The organism is Caldicellulosiruptor changbaiensis (assembly GCF_003999255.1).
Taxonomy (GTDB): Bacteria; Bacillota; Thermoanaerobacteria; order Caldicellulosiruptorales; family Caldicellulosiruptoraceae; genus Caldicellulosiruptor; species Caldicellulosiruptor changbaiensis.
In genome coordinates, this window is sequence record NZ_CP034791.1 from 2,176,301 (window position 1) to 2,192,492 (window position 16,192).

General features: G+C 35.0%; 13 protein-coding genes, 1 pseudogene and 1 riboswitch. Of the genes and pseudogenes, 2 read left to right on the forward strand and 12 right to left on the reverse strand.

Annotation, left to right across the window (positions count from 1 at the left end):
- The first annotated feature begins 254 nt into the window (after nucleotides 1-254).
- Nucleotides 255-1,500, forward strand: a pseudogene (locus ELD05_RS15050) (IS110 family RNA-guided transposase).
- 708 nt (nucleotides 1,501-2,208) lie between these two features.
- Here the strand turns inward: ELD05_RS15050 and ELD05_RS10610 are convergent.
- The 10 genes from ELD05_RS10610 to ELD05_RS10655 form a co-directional block, all read right to left on the reverse strand.
- On the reverse strand, nucleotides 2,209-4,935 hold the full coding sequence (locus ELD05_RS10610) for a UPF0182 family membrane protein (RefSeq protein ID WP_127352401.1): 2,727 nt from the start codon (nucleotides 4,933-4,935) through the stop codon (nucleotides 2,209-2,211).
- A 28-nt stretch (nucleotides 4,936-4,963) separates the two neighbouring features.
- Nucleotides 4,964-5,326: a YlbF family regulator gene (locus ELD05_RS10615; protein WP_127352402.1), complete on the reverse strand. Its 363-nt coding sequence runs from the start codon at nucleotides 5,324-5,326 to the stop codon at nucleotides 4,964-4,966.
- 45 nt (nucleotides 5,327-5,371) lie between these two features.
- The gene (locus ELD05_RS10620; RefSeq protein ID WP_127352403.1) at nucleotides 5,372-6,307 is read right to left on the reverse strand and encodes an SPFH domain-containing protein; all 936 of its coding nucleotides are present in this window, start codon (nucleotides 6,305-6,307) and stop codon (nucleotides 5,372-5,374) included.
- Between the two features lie 41 nt (nucleotides 6,308-6,348).
- Entirely contained in the window at nucleotides 6,349-6,780 is a 432-nt protein-coding gene (locus ELD05_RS10625) for an NfeD family protein (RefSeq protein WP_127352404.1), read from the reverse strand.
- A 12-nt stretch (nucleotides 6,781-6,792) separates the two neighbouring features.
- On the reverse strand, nucleotides 6,793-9,192 hold the full coding sequence (gene recJ / locus ELD05_RS10630) for a single-stranded-DNA-specific exonuclease RecJ (RefSeq protein ID WP_127352405.1): 2,400 nt from the start codon (nucleotides 9,190-9,192) through the stop codon (nucleotides 6,793-6,795).
- A 54-nt stretch (nucleotides 9,193-9,246) separates the two neighbouring features.
- Nucleotides 9,247-9,831 carry a hypothetical protein gene (locus tag ELD05_RS10635; protein ID WP_127352406.1) on the reverse strand — a complete coding sequence of 195 codons (585 nt, stop codon included), beginning with the start codon at nucleotides 9,829-9,831 and terminating at the stop codon, nucleotides 9,247-9,249.
- Between the two features lie 136 nt (nucleotides 9,832-9,967).
- Entirely contained in the window at nucleotides 9,968-10,372 is a 405-nt protein-coding gene (locus ELD05_RS10640) for a TIGR04086 family membrane protein (RefSeq protein ID WP_127352407.1), read from the reverse strand.
- A gap of 82 nt (nucleotides 10,373-10,454) precedes the next feature.
- Nucleotides 10,455-11,645: a methionine adenosyltransferase gene (metK, locus tag ELD05_RS10645; RefSeq protein WP_127352408.1), complete on the reverse strand. Its 1,191-nt coding sequence runs from the start codon at nucleotides 11,643-11,645 to the stop codon at nucleotides 10,455-10,457.
- Nucleotides 11,646-11,761: 116 nt separating this feature from the next.
- Nucleotides 11,762-11,898, reverse strand: a riboswitch (SAM riboswitch).
- 176 nt (nucleotides 11,899-12,074) lie between these two features.
- Entirely contained in the window at nucleotides 12,075-13,685 is a 1,611-nt protein-coding gene (locus tag ELD05_RS10650) for a methyl-accepting chemotaxis protein (protein ID WP_241243471.1), read from the reverse strand.
- 68 nt (nucleotides 13,686-13,753) lie between these two features.
- On the reverse strand, nucleotides 13,754-14,170 hold the full coding sequence (locus tag ELD05_RS10655; protein WP_127352409.1) for a secondary thiamine-phosphate synthase enzyme YjbQ: 417 nt from the start codon (nucleotides 14,168-14,170) through the stop codon (nucleotides 13,754-13,756).
- Nucleotides 14,171-14,313: 143 nt separating this feature from the next.
- Between ELD05_RS10655 and ELD05_RS10660 the strand changes: the two genes are divergently transcribed.
- Nucleotides 14,314-15,264, forward strand: coding sequence for a glycoside hydrolase family 130 protein (locus ELD05_RS10660; RefSeq protein WP_127352410.1), 951 nt, complete (start codon nucleotides 14,314-14,316; stop codon nucleotides 15,262-15,264).
- Nucleotides 15,265-15,345: 81 nt separating this feature from the next.
- Here the strand turns inward: ELD05_RS10660 and ELD05_RS10665 are convergent, their stop codons facing one another.
- Both ELD05_RS10665 and ELD05_RS10670 read right to left on the reverse strand, forming a co-directional pair.
- Entirely contained in the window at nucleotides 15,346-15,606 is a 261-nt protein-coding gene (locus ELD05_RS10665) for a hypothetical protein (protein WP_127352411.1), read from the reverse strand.
- Between the two features lie 27 nt (nucleotides 15,607-15,633).
- Nucleotides 15,634-15,984, reverse strand: coding sequence for a hypothetical protein (locus ELD05_RS10670; RefSeq protein WP_127352412.1), 351 nt, complete (start codon nucleotides 15,982-15,984; stop codon nucleotides 15,634-15,636).
- Between the last annotated feature and the right edge of the window lie 208 nt (nucleotides 15,985-16,192).

Here is a 16,192-nt window from a genome sequence, read left to right on the forward strand (position 1 = left end):
TCCTGCTGGACGTGCTTTGACATCTGCACGCCACAGCTTGCGAAAGACTGAACCCCAAAGGATTACATGAGTAATGTTTACTCGTTTGCTGTGCACGGTCAGGTTACCACATCTGATTTGAGCATATCAGATGTGTGCACCCTGTAAACTGCTCCGTAGCTCTAATATCGGCGAGGCTGCATTACATGTAATCCCCAAGGATAAAGGGCTTAACACTTTTTCTTACCACTACTTGCAAAAAGGAGGTCTTCAAATTGCCAAATACTTTAATCGTGGGCATTGATATCAGTAGTCAGTCAAATTCTATCTTCTTCATCGATGATGCCGGTAATCACTTGATTAAAAAACCTTTTTCCTTGCCTAATGATCAAGAAGGCGCTAACGAATTAATCAAAAGAGTTATTGACTGCCTCAGCCAGTATAATCTATCCTGTATTAAGTTTGGCATGGAAGCAACTTCACATTACGCTTGGCATCTGCACTTGTATCTTGCTTCTTCATCTGAACTGCTGCCATATAAACCAACTTTTTATGTTCTCAACCCAAGCATAGTCAAAGGCTTCAAAAAAATCTACACTTTCTTGCCTAAAACAGATAGCATCGATGCAATTATCATCGCTGAATGTGTCAGGTTCAGCAAACTCAACCCAACACCTTTGCCTGATTTTAAATATGCTGCACTACAACGCCTTACCAGAATGCGCTATCATCTTGTTCACAATCTAACTCGCGAAAAAAACAGAGCTCTCAATCTCATATACCTTAAATTCTCTACTTATTCTCAAGACTGTCCATTTTCAGATATCTTCGGTAAAGCTTCTTGTGCTATCATCGAAAACTTTACACCTGATGATATCGCTTCTATGCCTTTAGAAGACTTAATTAAATTCGTATCCGATAACGGCAACAATAGACTCTCAGATGTCAATAAAATCGCTGAAATACTTAAAACCGAGGCTCAAGCGTTCATACAGATTACATCCTCTGTTGGCTGAGGCAAATGACTTAGCTTTGTCTATGACCCTTGAAAACATTAGATTTATGCAAGAACAACTTAAAAAACTCGACAAAGAAATCTCAAAACTTCTTAAAGCTTTCTCTCAAACATTAACAACCGTCCCTGGCATAGGAGATGTTCTTGCAGCCGGCATCATCGCTGAAATCGGTGATATCAAGCGCTTCAAAAATGAAGCTGCTTTGGCAAAGTATTCTGGCCTTGTTTGGACTCAGTACCAATCAGGCAACTTCAATGCCCAAGATGTCTCATTAGCTAAGTGTGGTAACCAATACCTGAGATACTATCTTGTTGAAGCTGCTAACTGTGTAAGGGTGCACACAGTACGCTACAAAGCCTTCTACAACAAGAAGTTCTCAGAGGTTACCAAGCATCAGCATAAACGTGCCCTCGTCCTAACCGCAAGACGCTTAATTCCTTTGATCTTTGCCATGCTCAGCAAAGGTCAAATATATCAAGAAAGAGGTGATGTTTACAATACTTAGTTAGTCCCAATTTTTTAATTTAATAATCTTTCCCAAACAAGCTGCCAGTTAAATTTTTCCATGCTGAGCGGCTCGGTATTTTATTGTCTTTTTTGCCCTAATTATCTAAAAAAATTTTTTAAAAAACCCCCTTGACATTATACCGTTTGTCTTTCTGAAACAAGGTGCATTTTTATAGTTTTGTCTGATCTTATAGGATGCTTGTATCTATAACTTAAAATTTTTGATTTATGTTTATTTGTATTTATTTTTGATGTCTTTTATTAATTATTATAATCTAATCACACTGTTTTGTCATTATAATTTATTGATATTTTAAACGAATGTGGTTTCTACAAAACTAACAAATTGATCATGGAATTATTAAATATATACAAAGAAAACAAAAAACTGATCAACTCATATGTTAAAACTACATCCACTGTTGAATTTACTAAATTTCTACGTTATATTTTTTGTTAAATGTTCAAAGTCTAATTGAGCAATCCCTTAAACTTCATTAATTAACCTAAGGGGACGCAAAATGGAACACCACACACAGCTATAAAATAGACACAAAATAAAAGGGGCTGTTTCAAAAGTTGATGTAACAGCCCCTTAATTTCAATATTTAGGAGTTTTTATTGTTTGGTTCTTGTTATACGTGCCTTCAGAACATATAAAATTGTATTTTTTAGACACCTTCATTAAATTTTAAAGTTATACTGCCTATTTGACATTCTTCATCATATCATCAAGCTCTTTAAACTTCTTTCCAAACTCTTCCCAATTGCCTTGTTGCAAAGCTTTTTTAGCATCTTCAAACAAAGACTTTATCTTTAATAGATCTGACGATGGTGGAACCTGAGTGATATTTTCTTTCTGAGACGGTGTTTGCGTCTGATCCTTTTCAGGCGCTACCTGCTGCCCGACCAGCTGCGATAGCGCATCATTTAGGCTACTTCCCATAACAACCTTGCCATTGCAAGCAGCAATTACTCTTTTTACCTCTGGCAGAGCTGAAGCATTGTCTGAAGCAATGTAAATTGGCTCAATGTACAAAATCTTTTGGTTTATTGGCAGTGCTAAAAGGTTTCCTCTTATAACCTTTGATCCGCCTTGATTCCATAGAGATAAATCCTTCGAGATCTGCGGGTCTTGGTCAATCATGTTCTCAACCTGCAGTGGACCATAGACAGTTGAACCTTTTGGGAATTTGTATAGCACAAGCTTTCCATAATTTTCTTGGCTACTTTTTGCTGCAAGCCATGCAATCATTGTATTGTATTTTAGCGGTGTGAAGGGCACCATCAAAATCAACTCTTCTTTTTGGCTGTCTGGCAGCTTCATAACACTGTAATATGGTGGGATATAGTCAATTGAACCATCAGGTGTCTTGTGTTTTCCAAAGTCCCATAAATCCTCTTTGTTGTAGAATACATTTGGATTTGTCATGTGGTACCTTTTCAAAACACCTGCTTGAATCTTGAAGATATACTCTGGATATCTTATGTGCTCAGCAATGTCTTTGGGAATATCTCCCTTTTCAAAAAGGTCGGGATAAATACTCTTGTAGACATTTACAATCGGGTCGTTTTTGTCCACAATGTAAAATTTTAGCGTCCCATTGTATGCATCAATTAATACCTTTACAGAATTTCGAATATAATTAAAACCTTCTTCTGTCGGCTCTGAATATGGATAATAATTTGTCTTTGTATAACCATCCAAAACCCATACCAAGCGACCTTTTCCGTCTATGAGTATATATGGATCACTGTCATAGTCAAAAAATGGTGCAACTTTTTTGGCTCTCTCTACAATATTCCTGTTTATAAGTATCTTGCTGTTTGAGTTTATAGCTGTTGAGACAAGAAGCCTAAAGTCTTTATAGACATATGAAAAGATTAATCTATTTAAAGGTGTTAGTCTTATTCCGCCTTTGCCGTCATATCTAAAAAGCCTGTTTGAATCACCCTCAGGATAGTCAATCTCATCAACCTTTGTGTTGACAATAACGTACGGGTCTGTTTTTTCTCCATAGTATATCCGTGGCTGTGTTACCTTTGGTGCACCGTCTAAGCTCTTTATTGGAATGTCTTTTATGATAAACTTTGGCTGGCCTTCAGGTGTAACTTCTGTCATCAGGCTCATGACAACACCATAGCCGTGAGTGTACTGAAATCTTTGATTGATATATGTCTTCGTCGGAATCCCATCATAGTTTATCTCTCTTGCAGAGATGAATACAGATTTTATCTTACCATTTATTGTATACTTTGCAATATCAGCATCATTGAAGATATAGTACTGTTTAAAACGCTGAATTTGGTTTTGAATATCTAAGGTTGTCGGAAAGTCTGTAATTCTTATGTTTTCAATTGTGCTTGTGTTTTTCTGTAAATCCTCTGCTGTAATATTACCTGATGTGTCAACAGGAAAATACTTTTCTTCAATGTTCTCTAAATTATAAGCAAGGCGGGTAAACTTAATATTCTTCTCTAAAAAAGGCCTTTCATATACCTGCTCATTAGGTGATACTACAAAATACTGAAAAGCTGCTGAGACTATAGTACCCAGAACTGCAAAGGCGATGTAAGATAGCATCACCTTCCCAACATCTGAATATCTTTTTTTCAAGAAAAAGAAAATACTGAGTACAATCACAGCTATCAGCACTATATACGAAAGCCTAAAATAGTTCATCCTAATGTAATAATCAGTATATCCCACACCAACAACTTCGCCAAAGAAAGAGTACAAGAGCCCTTCCATTTCATATTTTAGTGTAAATATCTTAATCACAAATATTAGTATCAAATTGAAAAATATATGACTCCTTACCTTTTTGTCAGAAAGCACTCCCCATGAATTGGTCCTGCTGACAAAGGCAAAACCATAAAGGACAACGTACAATACTGCTGTGTAGATACAGACAAATATCATAAAGAAGAATAGAAAGTTAACTATTGAAAGGAAGAATGGTCTTTCAAACACATAATATCCTATGTCTTTGTTAAAGATTGGGTCTTTTATATTAAACGGCTTTGAATGTTTGAAGGTCAAAAATTTGATGTAGAGATTGTTTTCCAAATACTTGCTTGTTATCAGTGCTAAGAAGACAGAGACAATTATGTTGAGAATATTCTTTTTAAGCAAACTAATTTTTCCAACAATTCTTTCAATGTTTTTCTTAACAATGGCATTGTTTATAAAAAACACCAAGAACAAAATCACAAATGAAACAACTTGCACCGAAAGTTTTACATAGAAGTTCTTCCAAAATACACTTACAAAGTTTTTACCAATTTCTTTTATCTGGATGAGTTCCAAAAACAAATCAAACGCAATTGAAAACGCTATAACTAAAATTACCAGTATTGCAATAACAAAACCAACCCTTTTAATAACTCTTTTTGCTTTCTCCTTTTTATAATCATAAATCCTATCTGTCATCGTAAAACCTTGCCCCTCGCTTTATTTTTTATTTGCTCTCCAAAAGCCCAAACATCTCATCTTTTAACTCTACTGCTTCTGCTATTATCTTTGAAATATCAGCCAAAATTTTTGCAAGCATCATCTCAGATGAGAAATATTCTTCAATGTCTGGGTTTAGGCTTATTATCTGGTAAAGCTGCTGCAAAGAATATACATCAGAGCTTGTAACCTCTTGCCCTTGCAAACGCTTTTGTTCAAGCTCAAGCTGTTTCTTTTTAAAGTCCATAACCATCTGTTTTAGTTTCTCATCCTTTTCAATCTTTTCTTTCGCAGCTTTAAATCTTTTAAACTCATTTGACTCTTTTAGAGCATCTGCAAGCTCATATGCAATGTCGTAAACATTTCTCATCTTTTGTATACTCACCCCTTTTGTGGATATTTTATTATTTTATTTTTAAGCACTCTTGTCTTGATTATTAACATTTTCATTTGTCTTTATAAGCTCTGATGCGCCAATCAACGTGCCAAGATTCTTAAACGCATCTGTTGGAATGTATACCTTATTTGCCGGATTTTTAGCAATCTCAATTGCAGCCTCTATCTGCCTCATCGCAAGTACAACTGCATCTGTGCCGCTCTCCTTAATAGCCCTGTTGACATATGCAATAGCGTTTGCCTGTGCTCTTGCTACCATCTCAATTGCCTGAGCCTGACCTTCCGCCTGCAAAATCTTTTGCTGCTTTTCACCTTCTGCCCTTTTTATAAGAGCTTGCTTGTACCCTTCTGCTTTAGCAATTTCACTTTCTCTCACACCTTCTGCCTCAAGAATCATTGCACGCTTGTCTCTTTCTGCTTTCATCTGTTTTTCCATTGCCTGTGTTATTTCAGCAGGTGGGATAATGTCTTTTATTTCAACTCTTTTTATCTTTACCCCATAGTTATCTGTAATTTGGTCAAGCACAGTTGTCAACTTTGAATTTATAATTTCCCTGGAGGAGAACACTTCATCAAGAGTCATGCTACCAATGACATCTCTGAGATTAGTTAATACTGAATACATAATTGCTGCTTGATAATTTTGTACATTGTAAGTGCACATCTTTGCGTCGAATACCTCAAAAAATACAACAGAGTCAATCTTTATTCTGACGTTATCCTTAGTTATAACATCTTGCGGTGGTACATCTAAAATTCTTTCCTGCATATTAACTTTTGCTCTTATGTTGTCAATAAAAGGAATAATAAGATGAACGCCCGGCTCTAAAACTCTATGAAACTGGCCAATTCTCTCTACAACATAGCAGTATTTTGTCCGAACAACTTTTACACTTGAAAAGAAGAAGATTAAAAACAGCGCAATTATCAAAATGACCCATCCAATTGTCGGCATACAAGCTTCCTCCTCCCATTTTTCAAAATACTCTTGTTTTTTTATTCCATCTTTTCGACAAAAATTCTCAACCCATCCACTTTTTTAACCTTTATTCTGTCACCTTTTTCTAACTTTTTGTCACAGAAAATGTTGTAAAATATTCCGTCCTTTTTTATTTTGCCAGAATACCTATCTTCCGATACCTCTTCAACAAAAAATTCTTCACCCACGTTTACAAAGCTTCTGTTTTCTATTCTTGGCATGTTTTGCATAAATTTTTTAATCTTGGGTTTGAATATCAAAAAGATTGCTAAGCTGAGAATAATAAATAGTCCAACTTCTACAAATAGATTGTTTACAAATAAATCTAAAATGAAAATTATAAAAGCTGAAATATAAATAGGAAAAAAGACAAAACCAATAAAGGTATCAGCTATTAAAAAAGCAAGAGCTATCACAAGCCAGATAAAATCATAAATGCTTACATTCATCAAATTCCCCCTTCATCCTTTTTTAATAATCTGGAAAAATTTGTAGATTGATGTCTGTTTCAAGTTTACCTTCTCAGATAGCTTGTAAAATTCCTTTACCTCCACGCCTTCGTGTGTAACCTCTGAACAAAGAAGATTCTTTTCTTCAAACATTGAAAGTATAAATAAAAGTTTTACAACCCTTTTAAATGGGTCTGATTCATTTATACCCGAAAAATTGTATGAGATAAACTCACAATCTCTAAGTGTTTTATAAACATTTACCACCTCATCATTTATTTGTAGATTAAAATCCTTAAATTTCTTGTCTAAGTCAAAAATCAAAACTTTTGCATCTTGATAGAGATTTTTTACAAGCTGATATGAAGGAATGTCAAGTGCAACTATCAGGTCAAAATCCTCTTTCATACTTTCTATCTTGTCAATCCTCGGTGCAAATATGTCATCAAAATACACCTCTTTTAATGAACTCTGGTGCTGCACAATCCGCCCTTGATTATCTAAAAATTCAAAAAGATCATTTTGTACCTCTTCACCTTTTAAAAACTTCAAAAAATCCAAAACAATATGAGGGTAAAAAGCTGTAAAGATACATTTTTTGTCAATAAGTTCAGAAAGATTACATGTCTCAATTTCAAATTTCTTAAAGCTACATCCTTTTTGCCGCACAGTTTTTAAGTTATTGTAAAGGTCTTTTATAACACCAAAACTGATATTCTCGCATATATCGATCAGATTAAACTGATTTCGTCTCGTAGAGTTAAACATATTTTTTTCAAGTTTGCAAACAATATCCACCTTTTTCATTGTAACAAGCTCATCTTCATCTTCTAAGTTTGAAAAACATACGACGTCATACTTCATACCATTCCCTGTATAGAATTTATAATACTTATTATCCTCGCCCATGAACCTAAAATTTTCAACAACAATGTTCTTTATAAGAAAGGTTGGCTCAGGATTCCCTACACCAAATGGCTCTAAGAGATAAACTTGGTCAATTAGCTCATCATCAATCTCGTTTAAGCTTAAAACAAGGTCAATTTCAACAGCTGGTTTGAAAATCATAAAATGATATTCCTGAGCAATAGCATTTAGAATCTCATCAAGTTTGTCAAAATTATCGCTTACAATCGAAAGACCAGCTGCATGTTCATGCCCACCAAACTTTAGAAGAATATCAGAGCAGTTTTTCAACGCCTCAAACAGATTAAAACCTTTTATTGACCGTCCAGAACCTTTTAAAATTCCCTCATCTGTGAATGTAAACAGAAGCGAAGGTCTGTAATACTTTTCTGTTATCTTTGATGAAGCAATCCCAACAACACCAGGGTGCCAGCTTTGAGAGCTTAGCACAAAAATCTTTTTCCTTAGGATATCTTTATTCAATGTAATGATCTTTTGAGCCTCTTTGATAGTTTTTTCTTCTATCTCCTGACGTTTTCTGTTTTCCTCATCTAACCTTCTTGCAATCTTTTCTGCTTCTACTAAAGAGTCACTTAAAAGAAGCGACATGGCTAAATTAGCATCCGAAATTCTGCCTGCTGCATTCAGTCTTGGCCCTATGATAAATGAAACATCGAAAGGTTTTAGCTCTTCCTTTGAGGAAAGCCCAGCAACTTCTATAAGTTTTTTCAGTCCTATATTCCTCGTATACTTTAAAAGTTTTAGACCAAACTTAGCAAAAATCCTGTTTTCATCAATAAGTGGCATGACGTCCGCAATTGTGCCAATTGCCACAATGTCAAGATACTCAGAAAGTTTAATTTCAAGCCCAGAAAGCCTTAGTGCATGAAGTAGCTTGAATGCAACTCCAACCCCTGCTAAATCCCTAAAAGGGTATGTACTATCACGTCTCTTGGGATTTATAATGGCATCGGCTATTGGTAGCTTATCCTTTGGTTCATGGTGGTCTGTGACAATGACTATTTTTCCTTTTTGTTTTAGATATTCAATCTCATTTATGGCACTTATTCCTGTGTCAACTGTGATTAAGATGTCAAATGTATCTTCTAATCTCTTTAAGATATCAAGGTTGAGTCCATATCCATCTTTGAATCTATTAGGAATATAGTAACTTGTTGGCAAAAACTTTTTTAAGTTTGAATAAAGAAGATATGTACTTGTTACACCATCGCAATCATAATCTCCGTAAATTAATACCCTTTTCTTGTGTAAAATAGCATTGTGAACAATATTTATCGCCTCTTTAATATCATTGAGTAAAAAGGGATTGTGAAGATTTTTGATTGCTGGATCTAAAAACTTTTCAATATCATCCTTTTGAACAATTCCCCTGTTTTTTAAAACCTTGATTATTTGCGGTCTTATTTTTCTACCATCTATTTGGATGTCAAAATCATCAAAATTCTCACACTCTTTTAGCACCCATCGTTTTTTTTGAAAAATCATCCCTCAAAAAAAGCCCCCTCAATTTAAAAAAGTAGTCTAAAAATATGTTAATTGTCAAAATATCCATATCATCACTATCAAAGTTACAAAGAATGATGTTGCAGCACCAACTATAAGCTGTTTAATATCATGCCTTTTGAGTATAAGTCTTGACCACATAACAAGCGGAATAAGTAAAGCTAAAAATAACATTTTTAGCCCAGCAATAAAGTTGATTGCAACAATTGGACCTGTTATACCACAAGCGTGGCCACTTGCTTTAAATTTTAAAACCTTATTAATAAAGGCCAAGATTAAACTTGATATGAGATATGACAAGTAAAGCCCTATCATAGCTTTTGTAGGCTTTTCTATAGTCAGCAAACTCAAATTCCCTAAGATATATCCAACTATCCCAAAGATAAAAGCAAGTTTTCGTTCTTTTTCTCTTCCACCTGCTTTAAACTTTGGGACCATTCTTGCAACAATATATGCTAAAAGGGGTATGATTGTGAAAAAGATAATCGAATTCAGATAATAGCTAAAATTTCCATCATAATTTGCCATCTTGTCATCAAACCACATAATTGTAAATACAATCAGTGCAACCATTGGAACTGTAAAAATGCTGCTTATAAGATATGCAATTTTTTCCCTCATAAAGTCTTCCCCCAAAAAGTTTAATTTCTTCCTTGAGTTAATTATACACCATAATTGGATGTAAAGGCAAAAATAAATCCCCTTTTGCTTATGTTAACTGCAAAAGGGGATACGGATAGCTTATATCTGCGTTTTTCTACCTTCTTTTTGGTCGTGGTTTTCTGCTCTTCCCTGCATTCAAAGCGCCCATCACAAAGCCCAAAATTGGACCAAAGATTATTAAATATAATTGGTACTTTGAAATGTTAACACTTCTTTTTAAAACAATGGATACCACAACCAAAATAATCGAAACAAAAAGCGAAACCACAAATGCAGCTATTTTTTTTCTGGTAGGGCTAATTTCAGCAGTCTCATATCCACACAATGCTATTCCTACAAACATTGAAAATATAGTAAGATACTGTGCAATTTTATCCGGCATTGAAAAATACATCACAAAAAGAGATATTATAAGAATTAAAAAGCAAATCAAAAATAGTGACTTTACTACTATCCAAACATACTGAGAAAGACTTGCGTCTTCAGTCTTCTTATTCATAATAGCCTGATAATCCTTTTAAAAAAGATGCTCTATTAAACATTATTAAAAGTCATTCGAACTTAGAACAAAAGCTATTCGTTTAGAGATTTTGAGCCTCCTTGAGAATAATATCAACTTTATCAGTTCTCTCCCATGGCAAGTCCAAATCTTCTCTGCCAAAGTGACCATATGCAGCAACCTTCTTGTAAATCGGTCTTCTTAAATCCAAGTCTCTTATTATAGCAGCTGGTCTTAGGTCAAATACTCTCTTTACAATCTCGGCAATTTTCTCATCATCAATCTTTCCAGTTCCAAATGTATCAACCCTGATTGAAAGTGGTCTTGCAACACCTATTGCATATGAAAGTTGAACCTCGCACTTTTTAGCAAGTCCTGCTGCAACTATATTCTTAGCAACATACCTTGCTGCATATGTTGCAGACCTGTCAACCTTTGTCGGGTCTTTTCCAGAAAATGCCCCACCGCCATGGCGCGCATACCCACCGTAGGTGTCAACAATAATCTTTCTTCCTGTAAGGCCTGAGTCGCCTTGTGGCCCACCAATTACAAATCTTCCTGTCGGGTTTATATATATCTTTGTCTTGTTGTCAAGCATACCTTCAGGTATTATTGGTTTTATAACATGCTCAATCACATCTGCTTCAATCTGGGCATGTGTAACCTCTGGACTGTGCTGAGTTGAAACAACAATTGTATCAACTTTTACAGGTCTGTCATCTTCATACTCAACTGTTACCTGTGTTTTACCATCAGGTCGCAAATACGGCAAAATACCTTCTTTTCTAACATATGCAAGCCTTCTTGCAAGCTTGTGAGCAAGATAGATTGGCATTGGCATCAAAACTGGCGTTTCATCACATGCAAACCCGAACATCATTCCTTGGTCGCCTGCACCAATTGCCTCTATCTCATCATCTGTCATCTCACCAAGCTTTGCCTCTAATGCCTTGTCAACACCCATCGCAATGTCAGGTGACTGTTCATCAATTGATGTTATAACCGCACATGTGTCAGCATCAAACCCATACTTTGCACGTGTATACCCAATCTCTCTTATTGTATCTCTTGCTATCTTTGGTATGTCCACATAACATTTTGTTGTTATCTCACCCATCACAAGAACAAGACCTGTTGTCACCGCAACCTCACATGCAACTCTTGCGTACGGGTCCTTTTCTAAAATAGCATCTAAAACAGCATCTGAAATCTGGTCACAAATCTTGTCCGGATGACCCTCTGTTACAGACTCTGATGTAAATAGCTTTCTCATCTGCTCTTTGTACCTCCTTTTAAGTAAAATAGAAACTAATGTAAAAATAAAACTTTATATAAAATTTAAAGCCCCTTCTGAAAAGAAGAGGCAAAACTTTCTTGCAAAAAGTTTTATCCTCATCTCTCAGAAAGCTTAAAACATATAAACTTTTTAAGCTTTCTGACGGAGTTGGCACCATTGCAAAGAAAAACTTCTTTGCCGGTTGCCGGGCTTCATCGGGCCTTTTTCCCTCCACCTCTCTTGATAAGGATAACCTTATCATCCTCTTGTTATTCAATTTTTAAATTTGCCTCAATTATATTAACAAAACAAATTGGTATTGTCAATAAAAATAATTACTCATATTTAAACTTTCCTATCATTTTTCGAATTTCATTCATTGAAGTTGATAAAATATAAAGCTGCTTTGATAATTCTCTTGCTTGATCAAGATTGTGCTCTGTAGAAGATACTATTTTTTTGTGAAAACTCATTTATTTCTGATATACTTTCAGCTATTTCTGTTGCTGCCGAAGTCATTCCTTCAGCAGAAGCTGCTTCTTCTTCAGAATGAGCAAGCAGACTATCAACAAGTGAATTTAAATTCCTTATTTTCTCAATCATATCGATAAAAATTCCTAAAAGTTCAGTATATTTTTTCTTACTCTCTTCTACTTCATGGTAAAGAACTTCTATCTGGTCTTCAAATTGTTTTGAATATAAATTCACAGTTGAAATTGTTCTACTTATATTAGCAGTTGAATTTTTCGTCTGTTCAGCTAATTTCCTTATTTCATAAGCAACAACTGAAAAACCTTTCCCGCTTTCTCCTGCCTTAGCAGCCTCAATCGAAGCATTCAAGGCTAACAAATTTGTCTCTTCAGCAATTTGTCTTACAAACTTAACCACCTCACTGATGTTCTGAGTTGCTTGAGCTAATTGCTTTACCCCTTCTCTCAACTGACCATACCTTTCTACAAGATTCTCGCTTGTTTTTAAGATGATTTCAACCGCTGTTTGTCCTAACTCTGATTTATCCACTAAGTTTTTAGAAGTTGAAAGTACTGTGGACGCCAAACTATTGAGGTCCTGAGCTTGAGCAGCTAATTGCTCAATGCTAGCATTAATTTCCTCAACCGAAGCTGCTACTCTTTGTATATCAGATTGTTGTTTTTCAATTATTTTCGCATTTTCCGAAGAATCCTTCTCTAATCTACTAAATAGCTTTTGAGCTACTTCGAATGTTTCTATAGAATTATCCACTGCATTTTTTACACTGATTATAAGTTTTTTTATTGATTTCACAGTCTCAATTAATTTGTAGGTAATGATGCCAAATTCATCATTAGAATATTTAATTTCTTCAGTAATTAAATAACCCTCCGATACTCTTGAAAACAATCTGGAAAGTACAGGAACTGGCAATAAAACACTCTTATTTATTACCCATAAAACAAATGCAATAACTATGTTAATAGAAATACTTATTAAAGCAAGATTTATTTTTGTAATGTTATTAAGATTTACTCTAAGTGTAATATATTTCAACAATAAAGGACCAATCCAGAGAGTAAGAGATAAAACTCCAACTGTCAGCTTTGTAGAAATAGAAATCTTTGTCTTTTCCATATTCTTTGCAAATTCCTTTTTAGACAATACTTTAGAATAAATAAAAAGTAAAAGAGCAACTATATCCATATTTACAGCAATTGCTCCACTAAATCTTAATGCAAATGCCCCCTCTGGCATTGGTTTTATCTTTGAAGAAACTATCCCCACTAAAGTTGCTGCAAGTATGTTTCCCACAAAAACAACACATGCTAAAAAAAATGGTAAGTTGTATCCAGAGCCATCTTCTACTCTCTTTGCATTCCATCTCCCTATAAAAAGTGCTGGAATACCAATTAGTCCTAACGCAATAAGATACCCTAAAAGAATATTTACAATTGGATAATCACCTAACCCTGCAAAGACATAGTATGAAAACAGTAATAAAATCGGGTCAACAATTGTAAGTATAAACAACAAAATCCCTGTCACTTTTGCGGATAAGCTCATTCAATTTCACTCCTCTGCTTGCAAATTAGTTATCAAAAATTCATTGCTCAAGATTAGTAATTACAGCATTACTCGCCAATAATCTTAACTAGCACTCTTTTCTTTCTCTTACCGTCAAACTCGCCATAGAAGATTTGCTCCCATGGACCCAAATCAAGCTTACCATTTGTAATTGCAACAACAACTTCCCTGCCCATGATTGTCCTTTTTAGGTGTGCATCAGCATTGTCCTCACCAACATTGTGATAGTATTGAGAGTATGGCTTTTCAGGGGCAAGTTTTTCAAGCCAGATTTCAAAATCTTTGTGAAGCCCTGGTTCGTCGTCGTTCACAAACACGCTTGCAGTTATGTGCATGGCATTGCAAAGTAAAAGTCCTTCTTTTATACCACTTTCGTCCACACACTTTTGTAGTGTATCTGTGATGTTCACAAAAGCCCTTCTTGTTGGAATTTCAAACCAGAGTTCTTTTCTATATGACTTCATTTTCAAAAATCACCCCGCTAAATTTTTGTTTTTCTTTGTGCTTGACAGTTTTTTAAAAATATTTTAATAATTTTTTTGTAATGATTCAACAGAAAATGTGGTATATTTCATTGTATAGATAAATCATTGTGGGGGGATTTTACATGAAGAAGGTCTTTGCAAAAAAGGATATATTCACGCGCTACAGTGGAAATCCAATAATCACAGTATATGATATACCATATTCAGCAAACGCAGTGTTTAACGCTGGTGCAATAAAATATAAAAACGAGTACTTATTACTTTTGAGAGTTGAAGACAGACAAGGAAAATCACACTTAACTGTTGCTCGAAGCAGTGATGGAAAGACCAACTGGAAGATTGAAAAGTCACCCCTCATATATCCTCAACCAACAGTGTTCATCTACGAAGAGTTCGGCTGCGAAGACCCACGAATAACCTATATTCCTGAAGATGATTATTACTATATAACCTATACTGCATATTCCCGTTATGGTCCTGCTGTTGCTCTTGCACGAACTAGAAACTTCAAAAAGGTTGAAAGGCTGGGACTGATTTGCCCTCCAAATAACAAAGATGCGGTTTTGTTCCCTGAAAAGATAAACGGAAAATATGCAATGCTGCACCGACCTGTTGCAGGTGATATTGAACACATCTGGATTGCATATTCGTCAGACTTAATTCACTGGGGAAACCATGAGGTTGTGCTTGTTGAAAAAGGAGGCCCGTGGTGGGACGGCTTTAAAGTCGGTGCAGGAGCTGTACCAATAAAAACTCAAGAGGGCTGGCTCATAATCTATCACGGTGTTAAAATGATGCCATCAGGACCAATCTACAGACTTGGTGCTGCGCTTTTGGATTTAGAAAATCCAGCAAAAGTCAAGAAAAGATGTCCTGAGTGGTTACTATCACCTCAGGAAGTATATGAACGAATTGGAGATGTCAACAATGTGGTATTCACCTGTGGAGCAATTGTTGAAGACAACCAAATCTATCTTTACTATGGAGCTGCTGATTCCTGTATTGCTCTTGCTTTTGCTGAGATTGACCAGATTTTGTCTATATTGATTGAAGGGGATTTGCAGGTAAAATAAAAAGGGGCTCTTCAAAATTTTTGTGAAAAGCCCCTTTTGTCTTTATTTTTTAATTTTATTTTAAATGTTGTTTTTTTAACCTTACCTTTTGTGTTTTTGTAACACCATTGCAATTAAATACATTAAATACAAAACAAATAAACATATTGCAATAATATTAAAAGTATTTTTATTTAAGCTAAATAAATCTAATATCCCTAAAATTAAAAAGAGTAAAAAGGCTGGTATATAATATCCTATTAAATCTTTGTTTAATTTTCTACCCTTGATATATTTCCATACTATAGCAATCAGTAGCACAAATGCGGTAAAAAACCATGCTCCATTCTTTATTCTAATCATTCTTTATTACATTCCTTTCCAAAAAATTTATTTGCCATAAACTTTCCACCCAACAACAGTTCCATGAATAGTATGATATATATCTGGAGCCCATGCTATAGGTCCACCAATAAACTCAGCTATGCCTTTCGCAATAGCTTTTTCAGCAACTTTTGTAGCAATTGCAGTTGCTGTTTTTTCTGCTGCAAAACGAACTCCTGTCGTCTCTGCCTTATATGCAGCAACTGCTGCTTTTGCTGCACCCCATGCCCCAGACGCTCCATGAGATATCCAGTTGTCAACACCACCTGTCCAAGAATTTACTTCTTCTTTTATTCCCTGTTTTAGAGCGTAAGAGGCTCTATCTACAAAATTTTTTACAGAATTTATGATTGACATTTTGTCCACCTCTCAACTCTATATTATTGTGTATATTGTGACTTAATTAGACATTATAAGAGTTTCTAAAAAAATAATCTCCAAACTTTATATAGTGAGTAACATCTATATTTTCACTCCTATTTTGGCTTTTAAAATAAAACTTCAGTTCACTTAGTTTTTTACCTGTTAATGATTTTAATTTCACAGAATAATAACCTTCTTTTAC